Source organism: Candidatus Rhodoblastus alkanivorans (assembly GCF_022760755.1).
GTDB lineage: Bacteria > Pseudomonadota > Alphaproteobacteria > Rhizobiales > Beijerinckiaceae > Rhodoblastus > Rhodoblastus alkanivorans.
In genome coordinates, this window is sequence record NZ_JAIVFP010000001.1 from 713,295 (window position 1) to 736,728 (window position 23,434).

Sequence of the window (23,434 nt, forward strand, 5' to 3'; positions counted from 1 at the left end):
CGCGGCGGAGAGGAAGCCATGGATCATCCCGTTCTGAACGCGCTTGTCGCGCGCGCCGGCCTGCTTTTGGTCGATGAATCCAATATCGACGCCTTTCTCGCCCCGGCGGCGGGCGAATGTTCGAACGCGCTGCTGTTCTTCTCCGGCGCCGCCGCGCCGCGGCCGGAAAGCTCCGACGTCGCGACCATCCTGCCCGAAATCCTGCGCGCATTCGAAGGACGGCTGCGCGGCGCCATTGTCGCGCCCGAAGCCGAGGCCAGCCTGAAAACCCGTTTCCAGGTTTTCGTCGCGCCCTCGCTCTGCGTCACGCGGGGCGCGGCGCCGGTCGCAGTTTTGCCGAAAATTCTCGATTGGGCGGACTATCTCGAACGGATCGAGGCGGCGCTCGACCCGCAGGCGCCGGTCTTGACCGCCGCAGCGGGTCCGAAAACGGTGTTCACATTCTCGCAGGGGGCGGATCGATGAAAGCGGGATTTTGGGTCGCGCCCGAGGGCGGCGAACAAGCGATGAGCGTCATGCCGATCGGCGGCGAGCCTTTGGACGAGACGCCCGCCGGGCGAAAAATCTCGCTGCTCGCGACCGGGAAGGCCGAGGATCTGATCGCCGCCTGTCCGCGCGTGCGCCAGTTGCTGCCCGACATTGTCGCGGCGCTGGAGACGCAGGCGGAAAACGCGCCCGGCCGGCTGTTCGACCTCACCGAATTTTCGTCGGACGAAATCCTGCTCGTCGAACAGGTGACAGGCGAGGGCGAGGTCGCGGGCGTGGTGTCGCTGCCGGACGGGATCGGCGCGCAAATCCATGAATCGGTCATGGCCGGCCTGTGGCGGGTGCGCTTCACCGACGCCGGCGGCAAGCTGGTCGCCGATTATCTCGAAGTGTCGAGCCTGCCGGAAATCGCGCGCCGCGCCGCCTTGAACAATTGCCAGCCCCTGACGTCCGGCGAGCCGCCCGCCGGCGCGATGAACGTCATGCCGCTCCTGACCGAGATCGCCAGCCGCTCTGCGGCGCATAAGCCGGGCGACGCCGCCCACACCATCACCTTCTCGCTGCTGCCGATGTCGCCGGACGACATGAGCCATTTGCAGCGGCGCCTCGGCCCCGGCGCGGTGCGGCTGGTCTCCAAGGGCTATGGCTCTTGCCGCATCCTTTCGACCGCGACCAGAAATGTCTGGTCGGTCCAGTTCTTCAACGCCATGGACGAGATCATTCTCGACACGCTCGAAATCGGCGATGCGCCGGCGGCGGCCTGTGCGGCGCAGGAGGATTTTCGCGAAAGCGCCCGGCGGCTGCGCGAGATCGAGGAGGCCTATTTCGCATGAGCGGATTCGAGAATTTCGGCAAAAAGCTGAATGTCGAAGATGATGCGAAAATGGAATGCGGCGTCTGCTGGCATGTCTATGATCCGGCCGAGGGCGACCCGGTGTGGCAAATTCCCCCGGGGACGCCGTTCTCAGCGCTGCCGGAGGACTGGCGCTGTCCGCATTGCGACGCGGCGCAGGAACGTTTCATGAGGCTCGGCGATAATGGATGAAACCGCGCGAACCGCGCTATGCGCCCGCCTCGCCGAAGGGCTCGAGGCGCATTTCCGCATGGTCCATGCGCAATCCATGAAAGACCTGCCGATCTGCAACGACAGGCTCGCGGTCGCCGGCGCGGGCTTTCGCCCCTGCGGCGATTGGGCCATCGGAATTGTGGTCACGCCCTGGTTCATGAACATCTTCGCCGCGCCCTTCGCGGCGCCCGTCGCCGCGCCCCCCGGCGAGACGCAAAGGCTGGCTCTGCCGGTCGGTGAGGTGGATTTTCTCGTCGCCGAAGTCGAAGGCTTCGGCCGCTTGCTGAGTTGCTCGCTGTTCTCGCCGATGGACCCTTTCGTCGATCAGGAGGCCGCGCTCGCCACGGCGCGCGCCGCGCTGGACGCGCTTCTGACTCCGCCCGCGCCGCCGCCCGAACAGCTGGCCGCGCGGTTCGATCGCCGCGCCTTGTTTCGCGGCGCCTTCACCGAGCGCGAGGCGGCGACATGAGCGCGGCCGCCGCATGCCTGATCCTGCGCGCCAAGCTGCGCGACGGCATGGTCGAAAATGTCGAGATCGTCTCGCCGCGCGCCGATCCCTCTCCCATTTTCATCGGCCTCGCGCCGAAGGAGGCGGCCGTTCTCGCCGGCCGCCTGTTCTCGCTCTGCCCGGCGTCGCAATCGATCGCCGCGCAAGCCGCGAGCGAGGCGGCGCTCGGCGTGGCGATAGACGCCGCGTCGCGGCGGACGCGGGCGCTGAACCTGCTCTGTGAAAGGCTCGGCGAGATGCTGCGCGCCAGCCTGCTCGACTGGCCGCGCGACGGTGCGCCCGCGCCGGAGGACGTCCTGAGGCTGCGCGACGCATTGAGGCTTTTGCGCGCCCTGCCGCAGGCGCCGGATGCGGCCCGGATGCGGGAGCTGCGCGCCGCGACCGGCGCTTTGGGCCTGAACGCCGAACGCGGGGAGAACTTCTTCGCGCGCCAGCTCGCCGAGGCGCGCGCCGACGACGCGCTTTGGACCTTGCCGTCGCGCGAGGCGGATTTCTTGAGCGCGGCGGATGATGGGCAAGTGCGCGCCGCCATGAGCCGCGACGCGGCTTTTTCGCGCGCGCCGGAACTGCCGGGGCGACGCCCGGAGACAGGCGCGGGAGCGCGCCAGGGTCGCGGCGGCGGCGTCGCGGCGCGGCTCGCCGCGCGCATCGACGACATGGCGGCGACCGTCGAGGCGATCGAAAAGGCGCTGCAAGGGGGCGACGCGCCGGACGGGCTGCTCTGCGCCCAGGGCGAAGGCGGCCAAGGCTTTGCTGCGGTCGATTCGGCGCGCGGACGGCTTTATCATTTTTTGCGGCTGGACGGCGCGGGGCGGATCGCGGATTATCGCATCGTTGCGCCGACGGAATGGAACTTTCATCCCGAAGGGCCTTGCGTTCACGCCCTGCGCGGCGCGAGAATCGGCGCCGGAGCCGAGGCCAGGAGGCGGGTTGAGCGGCTGGCCTTTGTGTTCGATCCTTGCATCCGCGCCATCGCCGAACTTCCGGACAAAAGCGATGCATGAAATGTCCTTGACCGAAAGCGTGGTCGAAATCCTATGCGAGGAGGCTCATCGCCAGGGTTTTTCGCGGGTCAGAACAGTCTGGCTGGAGATCGGCGAGCTTTCGGGCGTCGAGCCGGACGCCATGGAATTCTGCTTCGATGTCGTCACCCGCGGCACTCTGGCGGAAGGCGCGCGGCTGGAGATCGTCCGCACGGCGGGGCAGGGCTGGTGCCTCGCCTGCGAAAAGGATGTGGCGCTCGCCGAGCGCTTCGGCGCCTGCCCGGAATGCGGCGGCCACAAGGTCCAGATGACGGCGGGCGACGAAATGCGGGTGAAGGAACTGGAGGTCGAATAATGTGCACGGTTTGCGGCTGCGGAACGGCCACCCAGGAAAACGAAAAGCAGAAGGACGACAAGCACGCCCACGCGCATCATCATGTCCATGCGCACGGCGATCACGTCCATTCCCATCCCCATGATCACGATCACCCGCACGACCATGATCACCATCATGATCCCGATCATCACCACCATCACGATCATTCGCATGGCGCTGGCGAAACGCATGATTATGGCGCCGGTCTCGCCGGCGTCCATGCGCCCGGCCTGAGCCAGGAGCGCATTGTCCAGATCGAGCGCGACATCTTGTCCAAGAATCGCTCCTATGCGGAGGACAATCGCGGGCTTTTCGCCCGAAAAGGCGTGCTGGCGCTGAATTTCGTCTCCAGCCCCGGTTCGGGCAAAACCTCGCTCCTGGTGCGCACGATCGAGGATCTCAACGACCGCCACGGCATAGCGGTGATCGAAGGCGACCAGCAGACCTCCAACGACGCCGAGCGCATCCGCGCCACCGGCGCCCGCGCACTCCAGGTCAATACCGGCAAAGGCTGCCATCTCGACGCCCATATGGTCGGCCATGCGCTGGAGACGCTGGACATCGCAGACAATTCCCTGCTGTTCATCGAGAATGTCGGCAATCTGGTCTGCCCGGCGGCTTTCGACCTCGGCGAGGCGCACAAGGTCGTCCTGCTCTCGGTGACCGAAGGCGAGGACAAGCCGGCGAAATATCCCGACATGTTCGCCGTCGCTGATCTGATGCTGCTGAACAAATCGGACCTGCTGCCGCATCTCGATTTCGACGTCGGCGCCTGCATCGCCCATGCGTTGCGGGTCAATCCCAATCTGCAAACGCTGGTCGTCTCGGCCAAGTCCGGGGAAGGCCTTGCCGCCTTCTACGCCTGGATCGAGGCGCGCGCGGCTCTGGCGCGGCGCAAGGCCCAGGAGAGAAAGGCCGGCTGATGACGGTAGCGGCGCGCGAGGCGAAAGAGGAAGCGACCCGGTTGCGTCTGCGCCTGCGCGGCGCGGTGCAGGGCGTCGGCTTCCGGCCTTTCGCCTATGGGCTCGCCGCGCGCTTTGCGCTCGGCGGTTTCGTGCGCAACGACGCCCAGGGCGTGACGGTCGAAGTGGAGGGCGCGCAGACGGAAGGCTTTGTCGCGGCGCTGCAACGCGAACTGCCGCCTTTGGCGCGGCTCGACGGCGTCGAGATCGAGACTTTGGCGCCGCGCGGCGAGCGCCGCTTTGTCATCGAGACGACGGCCCAGGGCGTCGCGCGCACGCGCATTCCCGCCGATTCCGCGACCTGCGAAAAATGCCTCGACGACCTGTTCGATCCGTCGAGCCGCTTTCATCTCTATCCTTTCGTCAATTGCACCCATTGCGGCCCGCGCTATACGCTTACCCAGCGCCTGCCCTACGATCGCGCCCAGACCTCGATGGCGCGCTTTCCCATGTGCGCGGATTGCGCGCGCGATTACGCCGATCCCACCAATCGCCGCTTCCACGCCGAGCCGATCGCCTGCCCCAATTGCGGCCCGCGCCTGTCGCACGAGCCGGCGGAAATCGTCGCCGCCTTGCGCGTCGGAAAGATCGTCGCCCTGAAAGGGATCGGCGGCTTTCATCTGCTCTGCGACGCCAGGAACGCCGAAGCCGTCGCCCGTCTGCGCGCGCGGAAAAACCGCGAAGCCAAACCTTTCGCGATCATGGTCGCCAATGAGGCTTCCGTTTCGCTGTTCGCACGGCCGCGCGCGGAAGAACGCGCGCTCCTGCGCGCGCCCGCTCACCCCATCGTTCTCGTCGAGAGCCGAAAGATCCTGCCCGTCTCGGTTGCGCCGGATATGTCGCGTATTGGCGTAATGCTGGCCTATGCGCCGGTCCATCATCTGTTGTTTCACGCCGCCGGCGGACGGCGCGACGCGCCACAGGATTTTGTTCTGGTCGCGACCTCGGCCAATCCCGGCGGCGCGCCGCTCATCATCGACAATGACGAGGCGCGGGAAAAGCTCGCCGCGATCGCCGACTTGATCGTCACGCACGACCGCGACATCGTCACGCGCGCCGACGACAGCGTGATGCAGATGGTGGACGGCGCTCCGGCCTTTCTGCGCCGCGCCCGCGGCTTCGTTCCCGAGCCGATCGACCTCGGCGAGGACGGCCCCTCAGTGCTCGCCTGCGGCGGCCATCTCAAGGCGACGCTCACTTTGACGCGCGAACGGGAAGCGTTCGTCTGCCAGCATGTCGGTGATCTTTCGGACGCCGAGACCTTTCGCTTCTATCGCGAAAGCGCGGCGCATCTGTTGCGCCTGCTCGATGTGAAGCCGGACGCCTACGCCTGCGATCTCCATCCCGATTATCTTTCGACGCGCTTTGCGGAAGAAAGCGGCGCGCCGGTCCTGCGCGTCCAGCATCACGCCGCCCATGTCGCGGCGATCGGCGCGGAACATGGCGTCGCCGGCGCGCTGTTCGGCGCGGCGCTCGACGGCCATGGCCTTGGCCAGAATGAATGCGGCAAGCCCGGCGGCAATTGGGGCGGCGAAGCTCTGCGGCTCGACGCGCGCGGCGGCTTTTTCCGCGCGGGCCATGTCGCGCCCTTGGCCCTGCCCGGCGGCGACCGCGCCGCGCGCGAGCCTTTGCGCATGGGCGTTGCGGCATTTGCGGCGCTCGGCCGCCTCGACGAGGCGGCGGGCTTTTTCGCGTCGCGGCCGGAGGCTGCCGAGCTTGCGCGGATTTTTTCCGTGCGGCCGGCGCCTTTCACCACCAGTCTCGGCCGGCTGTTCGACGCCGCCTCCGCTCTGCTCGGCTTTTCGCGCCGTCAGGATTTCGAGGGACAGGCGGCGATGCGGCTCGAAGCCCTGGTCGAAACGCCGCGCGCGCTCGCCGGCGGCTTCGTGTTGCGCGAGACTGAAGTTGATTTCGCGCCGCTTCTCGCCCATTTCATCGACACGCGGCCTGATCCGCGCGAGGGCGCGGAATTGCTGCATGGAACGCTCATCGAAGGGCTTGGTGCGTGGCTCGCGGCTTTGGCTCAGCCGGGCGAGAAAATAGCGCTTGGCGGCGGTTGCATGATGAACAGGATTCTGACGGAAGGTCTCGCAGGAATGCTGCGCGAAAATGGCTTTACGCCGCTGCTCGCGCGAAAAATTCCGCCAAACGATGGCGGCCTGTCGCTCGGCCAGGCGGTTCTGGCGCGTGCGAAGTTGAAGCAGGAGTAAAAAAATGTGCCTGGCTATTCCCGTTCAGGTCACGGAACTGCTCGATGGCGACATGGCGCGTGTGACGCTCGACGGCGTGAAGAAGGAGATTTCGCTCGCGCTGGTCGATGACGTGAAGCCCGGCGATTACGTCATCCTCCATGTCGGCTATGCGCTCAACAAGATCGACGCCGACGAGGCGGAAAAGACTCTCGCCCTCTTGGCCGAGGCGGGGCAACTGCGGGAGTTCAGCGCATGAAATATGTCGATGAATATCGCGACGGCAAGCTCGCGCGAAAAATCGCGGGAAAAATCCGCGACGAAGTCCGGCCCGGCAAATCCTATCGCTTCATGGAATTCTGCGGCGGCCACACTCACGCCATTGCGCGCTATGGGCTCGAAGATTTGTTGCCGCCCAATGTGCATATGATCCATGGCCCCGGCTGTCCGGTCTGCGTCTTGCCGGTCGGCCGCATGGACGATGCGATCAGGCTCGCGCGCCGGCCTGACATTACGCTGTGCACCTATGCCGACCTCATGCGCGTGCCGTCTTCCGACGGCATGAGCCTGCTGAAGGCCAAGGCGGCGGGCGCCGACATCCGCATGGTCTATTCGACGCTCGACGCTCTGCGCATCGCGCGCGCGGAGCCCGAACGCAAGGTGGTGTTCTTCGCCATCGGCTTCGAGACGACGACGCCGCCGACCGCTCTCGCCTTGCTGAATGCGCGAAGCCAGGGGCTGAAAAATTTCTTCGTCTTCTGCAATCATGTGCTTACCCCCGCGGCGATTTCCGCGCTCGTCGGAGATCCGAAGGCGGCTGCCTCTGTGCCGCTCGACGGCTTTGTCGGCCCGGCCCATGTCTCGACCGTGATCGGCACGAAACCTTATGCGGAATTTGCCGAGAACTACGGCAAGGCGGTGGTGATCGCCGGCTTCGAACCGCTCGACGTGATGCAGGCCATTCTGATGCTGGTGCGCCAGATCAACGAGGGGCGGCACGAAATCGAAAACGAATATATTCGCGCGGTGACGCCAGAGGGCAATGTCAAGGCGCAGGACGTGGTGGCGAAGGTTTTCGAACTGCGCGAGGCGTTCGAATGGCGCGGCTTGGGCGCCGTGCCCTTCAGCGCGCTTAAATTGCGCGAGGAATTTGCAGCTTTCGACGCGGAAAAGGTCTTCGACATCCACACCGTTGCGGCGCAGGACAATCCGGCCTGCGAATGCGGCGCGATCCTGCGCGGCGAGAAGAAGCCGGTCGATTGCAAATTGTTCGGCACGGTCTGCACGCCGGACAATCCGATGGGATCCTGCATGGTGTCGTCGGAAGGCTCCTGCGCCGCGCATTGGACTTATGGCCGCTTCCGCGACGCGGGCGCGGCGCGCGAAAAAGTGGACGCCAGTTTTTCGCAAAAGCGCCTCGCCAATCAAAAAGCTGAAAGGCAAGCCTCATGAACGCGCCGCGCCTCAGGACGCGAAAACTTGACGTCAAAAACGGGCGGATCGACCTGACCCATGGATCGGGCGGCCGGGCGATGGCGCAACTGATCGGCGAGATTTTCCGCGAGGCTTTCGATAACGATCTGCTGGCCCAGGGCAACGATCAGGCTCAGTTCGACATGCCCGCCGGGCGGCTCGCCATGACCACCGACGGCTACGTCGTCTCGCCTTTGTTCTTTCCTGGCGGCGACATCGGCTCGCTCGCCGTCCATGGCACAGTCAACGATCTCGCCATGGCGGGCGCGCGGCCGCTCCATCTTTCCGCAAGCTTCATTCTCGAAGAAGGCTTTCCGCTTGGCGATCTCCAGCGCATCGCGCAAAGCATGGGCGCGGCGGCGCGGGCGGCGGGCGTCAAGATCGTGACCGGCGACACCAAGGTGGTCGAGCGCGGCAAGGCGGACGGCGTGTTCATCTCGACTGCCGGAATCGGGATCGTGCCGGAAGGAATTCATCTCTCTGGCGACCGCGCCCGCCCCGGCGACGTCGTCCTCGTCTCCGGCTCGATTGGCGATCATGGCGTCGCGATCATGTCGAGCCGCGAGAATTTGCAGTTTGAAACGCAAATCCTTTCCGATTCCGCCGCGCTGCATGGCCTGGTCGCGGAAATGGTTTCGGCCTGCGGCGCGCATTTGCGCCTGATGCGCGATCCGACGCGCGGTGGTCTCGCGGCCACGCTCAACGAGGTCGCGCATCAGTCGGGCGTCGGAATCCGCATCAAGGAGGACGCGCTGCCGGTGAAAAAGGAAGTGGCGGCCGCCTGCGAATTGCTCGGGCTCGATCCGCTTTACGTCGCCAATGAGGGGAAACTCATCGCCTTTGTCGCGGCCGAGGCGGCGGAAAAGCTGCTGGCGGCGATGCGCGCGCATGAACTTGGCCGCGACGCCGCGATCATTGGCCATGTCGTGGAGGACGAGAACCATTTCGTGCAGATGGCGACGAGTTTCGGCGGCGACCGCATCGTCGACTGGCTGTCCGGCGAGCAATTGCCGCGCATCTGCTGAGGAAAAAGGAAATGAATCCGTCCGGCGCCGTCCTCATCGTCGATGACGAATTGCGTTCGCGGGAATCGCTGCAGCGCGTCCTGAGCGAGGAATTCGACGTTCTCTGCGCCCAGAACGCGCAGGAGGCCGAGGCGATCCTGGCCGGCGATCTGGTTCAGGTAATTCTCTGCGACCAGCGCATGCCGGGTGAGACGGGTGTCGATTTCCTGCGTCGCGTGCGCGAGACCTGGCCCGATCCGGTGCGCATGATCATCTCCGGCTTTTCAGAATCGGAAGACATCATCGCCGGGGTGAACGAGGCCGGCATCTATCAATATATCACCAAGCCCTGGCACCCAGAGAGACTGATCGACTGCGTGCGCGACGCGGTCAAACTCTACCGCATGCAGAAGGAGCCGGGCGGGCTCGGCGCTGACGCCAAGCCCTCGCACGACACGCTCAACCGGGTGCTGGCGGATCGGCGGCGCGAACAGCGGCGGATGTTCGAATTCGACCGCATCGTGCACGAGCCCGACGGGCCGATGGGCGCGACGCTGGCTCTGGCGCGCCGGGCGACGCGCTATGACATATCTGTGCTGATCACCGGGGCGTCCGGCGCCGGCAAGGAGCTGCTGGCCCGCGCGATCCATTTTGGCTCGGCGCGCGGTGACAAATCCTTTGTCGTCGAGAACTGCGGCGCCCTTCCCGACGAATTGCTGGAAAGCGAATTGTTCGGCTGCAAGAAGGGCGCCTATACCGGCGCCTATCAGGACCGGATCGGCCTGTTCGAACTCGCCGACGGCGGCTCGATTTTTCTCGACGAAGTGGGCGAGACCTCGCCGGCCTTTCAGGTGAAATTGCTGCGCGTGCTGCAGGAGCACGAAATCCGCCCGCTCGGCGCGGCGCGCTCGCGCAAGGTGGACGTGCGGGTGATTTCGGCGACCAATCGCGATCTGGAAAGCGAGGTCGAAGCCGGACGGTTTCGCCGCGATCTCTTTTATCGCCTCAACGCCTTTCCGATTCATCTGCCCTCGCTCGCAGAACGCCCGGACGATATTCCGGCGATCGCCGCCAATCTTCTCGCCGAGGTCAATCGCGCCTTCCGCCGCAATGTGAAAAGCTTTGCCCCGGAAACGATGGCGCTGCTGCGGGCCCATTCCTGGCCCGGCAATATTCGCGAATTGCGCAACGAGATTCAGCGCATGGTGGCCATGTCGGACGACGACGCGCCGCTCGCCCCGGAACTGCTCTCGCCACGCATGGGATCGGGGCCGACGGCGGCCCTTCCGGGCGACGCCCTGAAGGACCAGGTCGAGAGCCTCGAGCGCGCGATTATCGCCCGCGCCCTGGAAGAGCTCGACGGCAACATTAGCCGGGCGGCGGAAAGGCTCGGCCTGTCGCGCGTGGGCTTGCGCGCCAAGATAGAGCGCTATCAATTGCGCAGGGATTTGAACGATGTCGGCTGAGCGCCGCGATCGGCCGGAAAATATCCTCGCCCTTACCGGTACGGGAATCGAGACCGAACTGACCGACAATCAGGAATCGGTCTGGCAGGATGTCGTCAAAAGGGTGGACGAGGTCTATTCCGACCTCCTGCGTTACGAGGCCGATCTCGAACGCAAGAATGCCGAGCTGGAAGAGGCGCAATGCTTCATTTCGAGCGTGATCGCTTCGGTTTCGGACATTCTCATCGTCTGCGACGACAAGGGGCAGGTGCTGCAGGCCAATCCGGCCTTTGTCGCTCTCCTCGGCCGGGCCGAAAACGAGCTGGCTGGCCTGCCGCTGCAGGACCTTATCGTCGCCGAGGACCGCGAACAGGCGCGCCGCTGTTTTTGCACCGGCGACCGCGGCGAGGGGCGGAGCGCCGTGACGGATTGCGAATTGCGCTTTCTCGGAGCGCAGGGGCCGTCGGACATGATGGCGATCAATTTTTCCGGCCGGTTCGATCATTCGGGCCACTGCGTCGGCGCGGTGCTCACCGGGCGACCGATCGGCGAATTGCGCCGGGCCTATCAGGCTTTGCACAAAGCTCATCTCGACTTGCAGCAGGCCCAGCGCAAGCTGATCGAACAGGAGAAAATGGCGAGCCTCGGCCGTCTGGTCGCCGGCGTCGCGCATGAACTGAACAACCCGATCTCCTTCGTCTATGGCAATGTCCATGTGCTCGACCGCTACCGCAAAACTCTGGCGGATTATTTCGCGGAGGAAGCGCGGCGGGACGATTCGGACGCAAGCGAATTGCGCCGCAAATATCGGGTCGGCTCCATCCTGGCCGATTTGGAGCCGCTCATTGAAGGCACGCTCGAGGGCGCAAAGAGAATTAGCGAGATCGTCAAGAACCTGCGGCGAATTTCGTTCAATCGCGCGCATGAGGCGCAAAGAATCGACGTCGAGCGCCTTTTGACCACGGCGACGCAATGGTCGGCGCGCGCCAAAAAGAATCACGCCGTCATCGACCTCGATGTCGCGCCCGGTCTCGTCGTCTGGGGAAATGAGGGGCAGATTCACCAGATCGTGGTCAATCTGATCGACAACGCCATAGACGCCGTGCGGGCGAGCAAAAAGCCGCATATCGAAGTCCGCGCGGCCGCGGCCGGCGGCGAGATCGAGATTTCCGTCGCCGACAATGGTCCCGGCATCGCCGACGTCGCCTTCGACAAAATGTTCGAGCCGTTCTTCACCACCAAGACGGTGGGCGAGGGCACCGGACTCGGCCTGTGGATTTCCTACGCCATCGCCCGCGAGCACGGCGGCTCCATCTCGGCGGCCAATCGCGAGCATGGCGGCGCGATTTTCATCCTGCGGCTTCCGGTCGGCGGCTGACGATTTTCCTTCATGTCATGTCATGCATGTCCCGAAGCATGAGCGTCGCAGGCCTTGGTCTTCGATTCCGCCGCGCGCGTCGATAAATGTCTCCTTCGGCAATTTGATTTGTCGCGCGCGCGGCCGCGCGGCTTCGGCGCAGCGTGAAATACCAGGAGGTCTATCTCCGCGCCAACGCCAGCGTCGGCGCGCGCGCCTCAATCGGCCGTTATCTGGACTTTTACAATGCCAGGCTGCCTCATTCGTCCCTTGACCGACGCACGCCGGACGAGGCCTACTTCACCCCGGCGCCCTGCAAGGCGGTGGCATGAACCAAAGGTCCGCGAAGCGAATTTTCCGCCGCGCGCTGGACGGGACTTCGGTCGGGCTACGCCCTCCCTGCATCACGCCCAACGCGTGAAACCAAGCAAAGAGAAACCCGGCAGATTCCTCTTATCCTTCGCGGGAATTTGTTCAGACAGCCGGGACCAGCTCTCTTCAGATTTAAATCATTTTAATCTCTTGGCCAAATTCCGGAAAGGCGGCCGCGCGTAGCATGCCTCCACCTTCGTTGAGCTTGACGATTTCAAGGAGGCGTCATGTCAAACCCCAGATCAGACCCCCAATCGAACAACGCATCATCGACCCGCAGCCGTCTGCTCGCGTCGGCCGCCGCTTTGGCCCTGCTCGCGTCCGGCGCGGCCGGGGAGTTCGTCCTCGGCAATGTCCCGGCCGCCCGGGCGGCGGCGGTGAACACCGCCGATCTCGCCACGCAATCGGCGCCGTCCTTCGCGCCGTTGATCGCCCGGGTGAAGCCCGCCGTGGTGTCGATCAAGGTCCAGTTGGAAAGCGAAAATGTCACGTTCAATGGCCGGACCGAGCCGTTCGAGAACCTTCCCCCGCAGGCAAGGAAATTCTTCAAGGAATTCGGCGATGAGAACGGCCTGCCGCGACTCCGGCCGGAGCCGATCATCGGCCAGGGATCCGGATTTTTCGTTTCGAGCGACGGCTATATCGTCACCAACAACCATGTCGTCGATCACGCCAAGACCGCCACGGTGACGATGTCCGACGGCAAGATCGTCAGCGCCAAGGTGATCGGCACGGATCCGAAAACCGATCTGGCGCTGTTGAAGGTCGATCACCCCGGCGACTATCCCTATGTCGCCTTCGCCAAGACGAAGCCGCGGGTCGGCGACTGGGTGGTCGCGATCGGCAATCCCTATGGATTGGGCGGGACGGCGACCGCCGGCATCGTTTCGGCGGAAGGCCGCGACATCGGCGCCGGCCCCTATGAGCATTTCATGCAGATCGACGCGCCGATTAACAAGGGCAATTCCGGCGGCCCGACCTTCAACGCCGACGGACATGTGGTCGGCGTGAACACGATGATCATCTCGCCGTCTGGCGGCAGCGTCGGCATCGGCTTCGACATTCCGGCCGATACGGTGCAATATGTGGTCAATGCGCTGGAGCATGGCGGCGTCGTCAGGCGCGGCTATCTCGGCGTCATGGTTCAGCCGGTCACCCAGGACATGGCCGAGGGCCTTGGTCTCGACAAGGTCGGCGGCGCAATCATCGACAAGACCGAACCGGGAACGCCTGCCGCCGGGGCTGGATTGGCGACGGGCGACGTGATCGTCAAGCTCGACGGCCAGGCGGTCGCCAGCGCCGGCGATCTCACCCGCCGCATTGGCGAGATGAAGCCCGGTACGCAAGTTGAGCTGGCCTATTGGCGTGATGGAGCTGAAAAGACCGTCACCCTGACGCTTGCCGGTCAGCCCGGCGCGAAGATCGCCATGGCTGAAAACGCCGAGGGCGCCGCGCATGAATGGCTGGGCCTGCAACTGGCGCCGGCTGGAGAGGTGACCGGGGCCGGCGGGAAGGGCGTCGCGATCACCGGAGTCGACCCCGACGGCCGCGCCGCCGCCAAGGGCGTGAAGGAGGGCGACGTCATTCTCAGCGTTTCCGGCAAGTCGGTTTCCACGCCCGCGGAGGTTCACGACGAAATCGACTCGGCGAAGAAGGAGGGCAGGAAGGCCGTGCTGTTCCAGATCAAGACTGCCGCGGGCGAACGTTTCGTCGCCTTTGCCTTCCCGAGCGCCTGAACCGGCGCCGGTCGCGCGGAGAACACAAATCCATCGCCGATCGTGATCTCATCATGATCGGCGATCGCTGTTATTCGATTGATAGTAAAAAAAATAAAAACGCCGCCGCGGCGGCCGCGGCGGGCGCTTCAGCGTGTCGTCCCGTTTCGGAGTGGAAACTGAACCGTGTTGACGCTAGGCGCAAACTGTGGCCGATCAAAGATGAAGACGGAAATTTCCCGTACGACTTGTCCGGTTCGCGCGCAAGCTCGACGCTGTCGCCAAGCGCCTCTTGCCTTTGTCGCCAGCGCAAATCCTCCGGGCGGCGTCGCCGCCCGGAGGATCGTCGTGAGCGAAATCAATCGGGCAGCGCGAACACCGTGAGCGTGCCGCCGAGCGCGGTGTAATCGTTGAGCGCCGCATAGCCGCCGACCGCGCCGAGACCGGCATGGGGATCGGTCAGGCCCGCCGCGAGGCCGATGCCGGCCCAGCCGCCGACGCCGGACAGAACGGCCACATATTGCTTGCCCTTATGCATATAGGTCATCACGTTGCCGATGATGCCCGACGGGGTCTTGAACTTATAAAGCAGCTTGCCCGTCTTGGCGTCCACCGCCTTCAGATAGCCTTCCAGCGTGCCGTAGAACACGACATCGCCAGCGGTGGCGAGGGCGCCCGACCAGACCGAGAAGGTCTCGGGGTCAGACCAGACGATCTTGCCCTTGGTGGCGTCCCACGCGATGAAATTGCCCATGTTGGTGCTGCCTTCCGGCGGATACATCGACAAGGTGGCGCCGACATAGGGCTGGCCCGGAGTGTAGCTCACCCGGAACGGCTCGTAATCCATGCAGACATGGTTGGTCGGCACGTAGAACAGGCCGGTCTTGGGCGAGAAGGCCGAAGGCTGCTGGTCCTTCGTGCCGAGCGCCGCCGGGCAGATGCCCTTGACGTTGACGTCCTCGTGGCCCTGGGTCTCATATTTGGCGACGACCTCCGGACGACCATAGGTCGGGCTGTTCTTGTCCATATCGATCTTGGTCGCCCAGTTTACGGCCGGGTCGTATTTCTGGGCGACGAGCAGTTCGCCATTCGTGCGGTCGAGGGTATAGGCGAAGCCGTTGCGGTCGAAATGGACCAGGAGCTTGCGCATCTTGCCGTCGAAATTCTGGTCGACGAGCTGCATTTCGTTGATGCCGTCATAGTCCCACTGGTCATGCGGGGTCATCTGGTAGAACCATTTGGCCATGCCGGTGTCCGGGTCGCGCGCCATGATGGTCATCGACCATTTGTTGTCGCCCGGACGTTGCGTGGGGTTCCAGGTCGAGGGGTTGCCGGTGCCGTAATAGATGAGGTTCAGCTTCGGATCATAGGAGGTCCAACCCCAGGTGCAGCCGCCGCCGGTCTTCCACTGGTCGCCCTTCCAGGTCTTGAGGCTGGAATCCTTGCCGATGGGTTTGCCGAGTTCGGTGGTCTTCTCGGGATCGATCAGAAGTTCATTGTCGGGGCCTTCGGAATAGGCGCGCCAGATCCGCTTGCCGGTGTCCATGTCATAAGCGGTCATGTGGCAGTGGACGCCGAATTCGCCGCCGGAAATGCCGACAATGATCTTGTTCTTGACGGGAAGAACGGTCGCCGTGGCGGTTTCGCCGATTTTGGGATCGCCGTTGACGGCGCTCCAGTCAACCTTGCCTGTCTTCGCGTCGAGAGCCACCAATGTGGTGTCGGCCTGGTTGAGGAAGATCTTGCCGTCGGCATAAGCAAGGCCGCGGTTGACGGTGTCGCAGCACATCACCGGAATGACGTTCGGATCCTGCTTGGGCTCGTATTTCCACAGGATTTTGCCGTCATGATTGAGGTCGAGGGCATAGACGATGTTCGGGAAGGGGGTGACAAGATACATGATGTCGCCGACGACCAGCGGCCCGCCCTCATGGCCGCGCAAAACGCCGGTCGAGAAGGTCCAGACCGGCTGTAACTTGCTGGCGTTCTGGTCAGTGATCTGGTCGAGGGCGGAATAGCGGTTGTTGGCGTAATCGCCAGCCTGAATCACCCAGTCAGCGGGATTTTGCGTCAGCTTGAGATCCATATCTTTCGCGCTCGCGCCTGAAATGAGGGCAAGCGTGCTGATCGAGGCGAGAGATGCGTGGAACGCTTTCATGCCATCCTCCGATTTTCATGCCGCAACAATCTCCTGCGCCGTGAGCAGTCGTCTGACTGATGGCGTAATAGAGCTGAAGCTTGGCGCGATGCGTCGTGAAGCAGCCTTGCGTAGCAATGAATTGTGATCGAAATGCAAGTTTGTGAAAACTATGAATTTATTAATTCATTAGGGTTTTTACCCTCGTCGCCGGGGTCGCGAACCATTTTTTCGCGCCGCCGCAGATCAAAACGCCGACGGTCAAGAATCCTTTCCAGTCAGACCGAAGTCTCAGGTCGCCTCGCTCATCGCCTTTGCGAAATGCGCGCGGCACAGCAAGAAGATCGCCAGGCCGATCGCCGCCATGGCCAGCATCTGCGGCCAACCCTTGGCTGATCTCTACGCCGGTTTGACGCGAGGCCGTTTTCTGTTCCGCGACAGCCAGGTCGAATCGGTGGTCGGCTTCCTTTCAGGGGCGACCATCGGGGCGATCGTCACCGTGCTCGACGGCGCCAAGACCTGGCGCGAGGCGGGAATGGATCTCGCCGAACTGGCGCTCGCCGCTTTGGGCCTGCCGCGCGAGGAGGCGCGCGCCATAGCCTCGGCCAGCCTGCCGCCGCCGGAAAGGCGTTAACTCACACCCGCATCGGCATCAGGACATAGAGCGCGCTCGCGCCTTCGCGGTCCAGGATGATGGTCGGCGAGCCGGAATCGTTCATCTTGAAAAGGGTGGTGTCGCTCTCGAGCTGGCTGGCGATTTCGATGAGATAGCGGGCGTTGAAGCCGATTTCGAGCGGCGCGCCGTCGTAATCGACCTCCAGCTCCTCGACCGCCGAGCCAGAATCGGGATTGGTGACCGAGAGCACCAGCTTGCCGGCGCTGATCGACAGTTTTACCGCGCGCCCGCGCTCCGACGAAATGGTCGAGACGCGGTCCACGGCGTCGGAAAAATCCTTGCGCTCGACGGTGAGGAACTTGTCGTTGCTCGTCGGGATGACACGAGCGTAATCTGGGAAGGAGCCGTCGATCAGTTTCGACGTCAGCACCACCGCGCCCAGAGTGAAGCGGATTTTCGCCGGCGAGAGTTCGATCGTGATTTCGGCTTCCGGATCCTCGATCAGCTTCTGCACTTCGGCGACCGCCTTGCGCGGCACGATCACGCCGGGCATGCCGGCGGCGCCCGCCGGCGCGGGGGTTTCGAGCCGGGCAAGGCGATGGCCGTCGGTCGCCACCGCGCGCAAAAGGGATTGGCCGTCCGTTTCCGCCACATGGAGGAAGACGCCGTTGAGGTAATAGCGGGTTTCCTCGTTCGAAATCGCGAACTGGGTCTTGTCGAGCAGGCGCTTCAACTCGCCCGCGCCGAGCTTGAAGCTGTGCGCCATGTCGCCGGCCGCGAGATCGGGGAAATCGCTTTCGGGCAGGGCCTGGAGGCTGAAGCGCGAGCGGCCCGAGCGCAACTGGAGCTGGCCGCCGTCCTCGCCCGTTTCAAGCGACACCTGGGCGCCGTCCGGCAATTTGCGCACGATTTCATAAAGCACATGCGCCGGCAAAGTGGTGGCGCCCGGCCGGCCTACGTCGGCGGGAGCCGTCTCGGTCACTTCAAGGTCGAGGTCGGTCGCCTTGAGCTGCAATCCGCCGCCGCCGGCGCTCAACAGGACATTGGAGAGAATCGGAATGGTCGTCCGCCGCTCGACGACGCGATGGACATGGCCGAGCGACTTCAGCAGAGCTGTTCTCTCGATTGTGACTTTCATGGGGCGGCGTTCCGGATCAGGCCTTTCGGGGGGCGCAACTTTGCAGCGCCTGAGCCGCCAAAGCAAGCGCCGCGCCGGCATTTCTTGGGGGTTTTCCGTGCGCCGCGGCGCGGCCACAAGCCTTTACCAGCCCTTAAACCGCCCGATTTATTCTTTCTATCGCGGGGCACAGGAACATGGCGGACGAACCCGCAAGCGGCGAGCCGTCGCGCGCTGGTCTCCCGACGGCGCTCCAGGATAAGGCGGACCGCGAGGCATGGCGCGCAAAAAGGCTCTGAAAGAGCGCATCGAGCCCAGATTTCCCGATATTGACGACGATCGCGCGCCCCGCGTCGCGGGGGAACGCCGCGCCAAAGGTTCGGACAAGGGCAAGAGCGGCGGGGAAAAGAAGCCGTCGCGCCGGAGCAAGGAGTCGAAAAGTCGGCGGCGCTCCCTGCTCGGCGGCCTGATCTATTGGGGTTTCGTCGTCGCGGTCTGGGGCGTCATCGGCGTCGGCGGCGTCTTTATCTATTACGGCTCGCAATTGCCGCATATCGAGAACCTGGCGATCCCGAAGCGCCCCCCCAATATCGCCATTCTCGGCGCCGACGGAACCTTGATCGCCAATCGCGGCGACACCGGCGGCGCGGCGGTCCATCTCCAGGATCTGCCGCCCTATCTGCCGCGCGCCTTCATCGCCATCGAGGACCGGCGCTTCTACAGCCATTGGGGCGTCGATCCGATCGGAATCGCCCGCGCCATCGTCAATGACGTCCTCGGGCGCGGCGCCATGCAGGGCGGCTCGACCCTCACCCAGCAATTGGCGAAGAACCTTTTCCTCACCCAGGAGCGCACCTTTTCCCGAAAAATTCAGGAAGCGATCCTCGCCCTCTGGCTGGAGCACAAATATTCCAAGGACAAGATCCTCGAGCTTTACCTGAACCGGGTCTATTTCGGCTCGGGCGCCTATGGCGTGGACGCGGCGGCCGAGAAATATTTCGGCCATCCGGCCAAGGACGTGACCTTGCCCGAGGCGGCGATGCTCGCCGGCCTGATGAAGGCGCCGAGCAAGCTCGCGCCGAACCACAATCTGCCCGCGGCGATCGAACGCGCCAACGAGGTCATCGCCGCCATGGCCGCGCAGGGTTTCATCACCAGAAAACAGGCGGAGGTCGCCATCGCCCATCCCGCCCACGCCGTGCGCGGGCGCGACAGTTCGTCGCTCAATTACGCCGCCGATTATGTGATGGACGTGCTCGACGACACGATCGGGGCGATCGATGAGGATATTGTCGTCACCTCGACCATCAATCCCGCAATGCAGGCGGCGGCGGAGCGCGCCCTTGACGGCGTCCTCGACAAGGACGGCGCCAGATACCGCGTCTCGCAAGGGGCGCTGGTTTCGATGGACCCTGGCGGGGCGATCCGCGCTCTGGTCGGTGGGCGCGATTACGGGGACAGTCAGTTCGACCGCGCGGTCGCCGCCCATCGCCAGCCCGGCTCCTCCTTCAAGCCCTTCGTCTATCTCACCGCGCTGGAGCATGGCCTCACCCCCGACACGGTGCGCGACGACGCCCCGATCGACGTCAAAGGCTGGCAGCCCGAGAACGCCAGCCGCCGCTATATGGGTCCGGTCACGCTCACCACCGCGCTCGCCATGTCGCTCAACACGGTGGCGGTGCGGCTCGGACTCGAAGTCGGCCCGCGCGCGATCATCCAGACCGCGCATCGGCTCGGAATCGTCTCCGACTTGCAGTCCAACGCCTCGATCGCCCTCGGCACCTCGGAGGTGACGCCGCTGGAGCTCGTCACCGCCTATGTGCCCTTCGCCAACGGCGGCGTCGGCGTGCAGCCGCACATCATCACCAGGGTGCGCACCGCCGACGGCAAGCTGCTTTACGCCCGCAAGGGATCGAGCAACGGGCGGGTGGTCGATCCGGCCTATGTCGGGATGATGAACTCAATGCTGGAGCAGACCCTGATCATCGGCACCGCCAGGAGAGCCAGTGTTCCCGGCTGGCAGGCCGCCGGCAAGACGGGCACCAGCCAGGATTACCGCGACGCCTGGTTCGTCGGCTACACCAGCAGGCTCGTCACCGGCGTCTGGGTCGGCAACGACGACAATTCGCCGACGAGGAAGGCGTCCGGCGGCAATCTGCCGGCGGAGATCTGGTCGAGCTATATGCGGGACGCGCTGAGAGGCATGGCCGTCGCCGGCCTGCCGACGGGCGGCTGGCGCAGCCAAGGCGCGCCCGGGCCGGGGCCGGCGGCGTCCTTGTGGCCGTTCTCGCAACCGGCGCAGAATCCGCCGCCGCATATGGACGCCGGCAATTCCTCCCCGCCGCTCCTCATCACCGGCGCCGGCGCGCCCGTCGCCGCGCCGCCGCGCGGCGACGGGGCGCCGGTTCCGCCGGAAGACATACCGGGCGCGCCGCCAGGGCGGCGTCTGCCGCCCGAACCGGACAATCGCAACGTCTTCCAAAAATTGTTCGGCGGCTTTAATTAGCGGCGGAACGAAAGCGGCCGGCGGCATTCACGAAAACGCCGCGAGAACCAACGACTATCGCAGGCAAAGCGGGGAATATGCGAGATGCGCGCCTTTTCATTCGCATGCATGGCGGCGCTCGGCGCCGGGCTGGCGCTGTCGGGGCTTGAGGCGGCTCATGCCGCCAATATCAAAGTGGCGGGCGGCCAGGCCTATTGGGAGGGCGATCCGGGGCCGGTCAACGATCCCTATTGGACCTCCGGACAGTACAAATATGACCCCTATGGCTATATGGAGCGCAACCGCTGGGATCCGGAATATCATCCCATGACGGTCATCGGCCCGCATTCCGGCGCGGAGAATTGCGTTTTCCGCCGTCGCGTCCAGATCAGCAATTGGGATTACAACCATCCGATCCTGCGCGTCTGCCGCGCGGCGCCCAAGGATTGAACCCGCTTATCGCACCAGCCTACAAAGCCTCCAGGAACCGCACCGGCCTGCCCGTGGCGGGCGTCAGCAACTCGCCCTCCCACATCACGCGGGCGCCGCGCACGAAAGTTCCGACCGGCCAGCCCGTCACCGTCTTGCCGTCATAGGGCGTCCAGCCGCAGCGCGAGGCGATCCAGCCGTCCGTGATCTCTTGCCGCCGCTTGAGATCGACCAGGGTGAGGTCGGCGTCATAGCCGACGGCGACGCGGCCTTTGCGCGCGATCTGGAAGATGCGGGCGGGGCCGGCGCTGGTGAGGTCGACGAAGCGCTGCAGGGTCAGGCGGCCGGCGGCGATATGGTCGAGCATGATCGGCGCGAGGGTCTGCACCCCGGTCATGCCGGACGGGCTTTCCGGATAGGGCTTGGCCTTTTCCTCCAGACCATGCGGGGCGTGATCGGAGCCGAGCACGTCCACCACCCCCTGGTCGAGGCCGCGCCAGATTCTTTCGCGATGGCTTTTTTCCCGCACCGGCGGGTTCATCTGGATTTTGGTCCCGAGCGTCGCATAATCGTCGGCCGACAGCGTCAGGTGATGCGGCGTGACCTCGACGCTGGCGATGTCCTTGTGCTCGCTCAAGAATTCGATCTCTTCGCCGGTCGAGACATGGAGCACGTGGATGCGGGCGCGTTCGCGGCGCGCGATGGCGACGAGGCGGCGGGTGCAGTTCAGCGCGGTTTCGACGTCGCGCCACACCGGATGCGAGGCCGGGTCGCCGGCGACGCGCAGAGTCTTGCGCTCGTTCAGGCGATATTCGTCCTCGCTGTGGAAGGCGGCGCGGCGGCGGGCGTGGCGCAGGATTTCCGTCACGCCGGCGTCGTCCTCGACGAGAAGGGAGCCGGTCGAGGAGCCCATGAACACCTTTATGCCCGCCGCGCCGGGCAAGCGCTCGAGCTCGGCGACATGCCTGGCGTTCTCATGCGTTCCGCCCACCCAGAAGGCGAAATCGCAATGCATGCGCGCTGTCGCCCGCGCAACCTTGTCGGCCACGGCCTCGGGCGTCGTCGTCAGCGGATTGGTGTTGGGCATTTCGAACACGGCGGTGACGCCGCCGAGCACGGCGGCGCGCGAGCCGGTTTCGAGGTCCTCCTTGTGGGTCGGGCCGGGCTCGCGGAAATGGACCTGGCTGTCGATCAGGCCCGGCAGAACATGCAGCCCGGCGCAGTCGATCGTCTCGCCCGAGCTCGCCTGCGACAGGTCGCCGATCGCGGCGATGGTTTCGCCGACGATCCCGACGTCGCGGGGCGCGACGCCGTCCTGGTTGACCACCACGCCGCCGCGCAGGATGAAATCGAAAACTTTTTGCGGCATGGGGTCTCCAAAATAATATACGCGCTTCGGACCGAAGCTTGCATGGACGGGTTCGTAATTATCCGCGCCCGACATTATATCGCGTCGGTAAATTTGGACAGGCCGGCGGCGGCGCGGAACGCCGCCGCAAGAGATTACGGGGAAGAAGATGAAAGCGGCTCATTTGACGGATCGTGGCGTGGTCAGGATCGGCGGCCCGGAAGCGCGCGGCTTTCTTCAGGGCCTCGTGACCGGCAATGTCGTGACGCTTCAGCCGGGCGAGGCGCGCTGGGCGGCGCTGCTGTCGCCCCAGGGCAAGATTTTGTTCGATTTCCTGATGAGCGCCGGATCCGAAGCCGATTCGGACGCCATATTGCTCGACGTCAGTCGCGAGAAAATTCCCGATCTGGTCAAGAAGCTGACCATGTATAAATTGCGCGCCAAGGTCGACATCGCCGACGAAAGCGAACATCTTGGCGTGATCGCGCTCTATGGCGGGGCGCCGGGCGAGGGCGCCCGCGATTCGCGCCATCCCGACATGGGGACGCGGCTGATCGCGCTCAACGGCAAGATCGCGGCGCAGATGCTGACCTTCGGCGGCGACGCGGGGCTTGACGATTACGCCGCCCATCGCATCGCGCTCGGCGTTCCCGAGGGCGGGGTGGATTTCGCCTATGGCGACGCCTTCCCCCACGAAGCCGACATGGATCAGCTCAACGGCGTCGATTTCAAGAAGGGCTGTTTCGTCGGCCAGGAAGTGGTCGCGCGCATGCAATATCGCGGCACGACCCGCAACCGCGTGCTGAAAGTGGCGCTGGAAGGCGCCGCGCCGCCGCCGGGGGCGATCGTCATGGCGGGTGAAACCAAGATCGGCGTAATGGGTTCGAGCGCCGGCGCGCAGGGCCTCGCGCTGCTGCGCATCGACCGCGCCGAGGAGGCGGCCCAGGCAGGCCAGGCGCTCGTCAGCGGCGAAACCCGGCTGCGGCTGATGTGATCATTCCGCCGCGGCTTTGGCGTCGGCGAATTGTTTGAAGGCCTGGACGGCGTGGCTGGCGTACATCACCGACGGCCCGGCGCCCATGTAAATGGCGAGGCCGAGGGTCTCCATCAGTTCGTCATGGGTCGCGCCAAGATTGATGGCGGCGCGGGCGTGGAAGGCGATGCAGTCGTCGCAGCGGGTGGCGACGCCGATCGCGACCGCCATCAGCTCCTTGGTCTTGGGATCGAGAACGCCGGGCTTGGTCGCGTTCTGCGCCATGGCGGCAAAGGCCTTCATCACGTCGGCGACGCCGTCTCCCGCGCGCAGATCGCGCAGCTGGGTGGAGAGCTTATGCGTGGTTTCAGGCCAGTCGAAGATCATGGGGCG

The 23,434-nt window shown here is 64.8% G+C and carries 22 protein-coding genes and 1 pseudogene; 19 read left to right on the forward strand and 4 right to left on the reverse strand.

Features of this window, described 5'->3' with window-relative positions; translation table 11 throughout:
• The first annotated feature begins 18 nt into the window (after positions 1-18).
• The 15 genes and pseudogenes from K2U94_RS03345 to K2U94_RS03415 all read left to right on the forward strand — a co-directional run bounded on the left by K2U94_RS03345 (position 19) and on the right by K2U94_RS03415 (position 13,957).
• Complete coding sequence (locus K2U94_RS03345) at positions 19-465, forward strand: thioredoxin domain-containing protein (protein ID WP_243065851.1); 447 nt, start codon at positions 19-21, stop codon at positions 463-465.
• Positions 462-1,319, forward strand: coding sequence for a hydrogenase expression/formation protein (locus K2U94_RS03350; protein WP_243065852.1), 858 nt, complete (start codon positions 462-464; stop codon positions 1,317-1,319). The genes K2U94_RS03345 and K2U94_RS03350 overlap by 4 nt, the downstream gene beginning before the upstream one ends.
• The gene (locus K2U94_RS03355) at positions 1,316-1,531 is read left to right on the forward strand and encodes a rubredoxin (RefSeq protein WP_243065853.1); all 216 of its coding nucleotides are present in this window, start codon (positions 1,316-1,318) and stop codon (positions 1,529-1,531) included. Before K2U94_RS03350 ends, K2U94_RS03355 begins: the two co-directional genes overlap by 4 nt.
• Complete coding sequence (gene hybE, locus K2U94_RS03360; protein ID WP_243065854.1) at positions 1,524-2,021, forward strand: [NiFe]-hydrogenase assembly chaperone HybE; 498 nt, start codon at positions 1,524-1,526, stop codon at positions 2,019-2,021. The genes K2U94_RS03355 and hybE overlap by 8 nt, the downstream gene beginning before the upstream one ends.
• Positions 2,018-3,064 carry a nickel-dependent hydrogenase large subunit gene (locus K2U94_RS03365; protein ID WP_243065855.1) on the forward strand — a complete coding sequence of 349 codons (1,047 nt, stop codon included), beginning with the start codon at positions 2,018-2,020 and terminating at the stop codon, positions 3,062-3,064. The genes hybE and K2U94_RS03365 overlap by 4 nt, the downstream gene beginning before the upstream one ends.
• The gene (hypA, locus tag K2U94_RS03370; protein ID WP_243065856.1) at positions 3,057-3,398 is read left to right on the forward strand and encodes a hydrogenase maturation nickel metallochaperone HypA; all 342 of its coding nucleotides are present in this window, start codon (positions 3,057-3,059) and stop codon (positions 3,396-3,398) included. Before K2U94_RS03365 ends, hypA begins: the two co-directional genes overlap by 8 nt.
• Entirely contained in the window at positions 3,398-4,342 is a 945-nt protein-coding gene (hypB, locus tag K2U94_RS03375) for a hydrogenase nickel incorporation protein HypB (RefSeq protein WP_243065857.1), read from the forward strand. Before hypA ends, hypB begins: the two co-directional genes overlap by 1 nt.
• Positions 4,342-6,591: a carbamoyltransferase HypF gene (hypF, locus tag K2U94_RS03380; protein WP_243065858.1), complete on the forward strand. Its 2,250-nt coding sequence runs from the start codon at positions 4,342-4,344 to the stop codon at positions 6,589-6,591. Before hypB ends, hypF begins: the two co-directional genes overlap by 1 nt.
• 4 nt (positions 6,592-6,595) lie before the next feature.
• Positions 6,596-6,829: a HypC/HybG/HupF family hydrogenase formation chaperone gene (locus tag K2U94_RS03385; RefSeq protein WP_243065859.1), complete on the forward strand. Its 234-nt coding sequence runs from the start codon at positions 6,596-6,598 to the stop codon at positions 6,827-6,829.
• Entirely contained in the window at positions 6,826-8,022 is a 1,197-nt protein-coding gene (gene hypD / locus K2U94_RS03390; RefSeq protein WP_243065860.1) for a hydrogenase formation protein HypD, read from the forward strand. Before K2U94_RS03385 ends, hypD begins: the two co-directional genes overlap by 4 nt.
• A complete protein-coding gene (hypE, locus tag K2U94_RS03395) occupies positions 8,019-9,068 on the forward strand; it encodes a hydrogenase expression/formation protein HypE (protein WP_243065861.1) in 1,050 nt (349 codons plus the stop codon). The genes hypD and hypE overlap by 4 nt, the downstream gene beginning before the upstream one ends.
• Before the next feature lie 11 nt (positions 9,069-9,079).
• Positions 9,080-10,513, forward strand: coding sequence for a sigma-54-dependent transcriptional regulator (locus K2U94_RS03400; protein WP_243065862.1), 1,434 nt, complete (start codon positions 9,080-9,082; stop codon positions 10,511-10,513).
• Positions 10,503-11,870 carry a sensor histidine kinase gene (locus K2U94_RS03405; protein ID WP_243065863.1) on the forward strand — a complete coding sequence of 456 codons (1,368 nt, stop codon included), beginning with the start codon at positions 10,503-10,505 and terminating at the stop codon, positions 11,868-11,870. Before K2U94_RS03400 ends, K2U94_RS03405 begins: the two co-directional genes overlap by 11 nt.
• A 128-nt stretch (positions 11,871-11,998) precedes the next feature.
• Positions 11,999-12,181, forward strand: a pseudogene (locus K2U94_RS03410) (IS3 family transposase); the annotation flags it as partial.
• Between the two features lie 267 nt (positions 12,182-12,448).
• Positions 12,449-13,957, forward strand: a complete 1,509-nt coding sequence (locus K2U94_RS03415; protein WP_243065864.1) for a Do family serine endopeptidase — start codon at positions 12,449-12,451, stop codon at positions 13,955-13,957.
• A 337-nt stretch (positions 13,958-14,294) separates the two neighbouring features.
• Here the strand turns inward: K2U94_RS03415 and xoxF5 are convergent, their stop codons facing one another.
• Positions 14,295-16,094 (reverse strand): lanthanide-dependent methanol dehydrogenase XoxF5, encoded by a 1,800-nt coding sequence (xoxF5, locus tag K2U94_RS03420; RefSeq protein ID WP_243065865.1) that lies wholly within the window; start codon positions 16,092-16,094, stop codon positions 14,295-14,297.
• 343 nt (positions 16,095-16,437) lie between these two features.
• Between xoxF5 and K2U94_RS03425 the strand changes: the two genes are divergently transcribed.
• Complete coding sequence (locus K2U94_RS03425) at positions 16,438-16,707, forward strand: hypothetical protein (protein ID WP_243065866.1); 270 nt, start codon at positions 16,438-16,440, stop codon at positions 16,705-16,707.
• Position 16,708: 1 nt separating this feature from the next.
• Here the strand turns inward: K2U94_RS03425 and dnaN are convergent, their stop codons facing one another.
• On the reverse strand, positions 16,709-17,827 hold the full coding sequence (gene dnaN, locus K2U94_RS03430; protein ID WP_243065867.1) for a DNA polymerase III subunit beta: 1,119 nt from the start codon (positions 17,825-17,827) through the stop codon (positions 16,709-16,711).
• A gap of 256 nt (positions 17,828-18,083) precedes the next feature.
• Here dnaN and K2U94_RS03435 point away from each other — a divergent pair, with 256 nt between their 5' ends.
• Both K2U94_RS03435 and K2U94_RS03440 read left to right on the forward strand, forming a co-directional pair.
• The gene (locus tag K2U94_RS03435; RefSeq protein ID WP_243065868.1) at positions 18,084-20,312 is read left to right on the forward strand and encodes a transglycosylase domain-containing protein; all 2,229 of its coding nucleotides are present in this window, start codon (positions 18,084-18,086) and stop codon (positions 20,310-20,312) included.
• 84 nt (positions 20,313-20,396) lie between these two features.
• Positions 20,397-20,741 (forward strand): hypothetical protein, encoded by a 345-nt coding sequence (locus tag K2U94_RS03440; protein ID WP_243065869.1) that lies wholly within the window; start codon positions 20,397-20,399, stop codon positions 20,739-20,741.
• A gap of 19 nt (positions 20,742-20,760) precedes the next feature.
• Here the strand turns inward: K2U94_RS03440 and K2U94_RS03445 are convergent, their stop codons facing one another.
• A complete protein-coding gene (locus K2U94_RS03445) occupies positions 20,761-22,089 on the reverse strand; it encodes a dihydroorotase (protein WP_243065870.1) in 1,329 nt (442 codons plus the stop codon).
• 148 nt (positions 22,090-22,237) lie between these two features.
• Between K2U94_RS03445 and ygfZ the strand changes: the two genes are divergently transcribed.
• On the forward strand, positions 22,238-23,062 hold the full coding sequence (gene ygfZ, locus K2U94_RS03450) for a CAF17-like 4Fe-4S cluster assembly/insertion protein YgfZ (protein WP_243065871.1): 825 nt from the start codon (positions 22,238-22,240) through the stop codon (positions 23,060-23,062).
• Here ygfZ and K2U94_RS03455 read toward each other — a convergent pair whose 3' ends face one another.
• Positions 23,063-23,428 carry a carboxymuconolactone decarboxylase family protein gene (locus tag K2U94_RS03455; protein WP_243065872.1) on the reverse strand — a complete coding sequence of 122 codons (366 nt, stop codon included), beginning with the start codon at positions 23,426-23,428 and terminating at the stop codon, positions 23,063-23,065. It abuts the gene before it with no gap.
• Between the last annotated feature and the right edge of the window lie 6 nt (positions 23,429-23,434).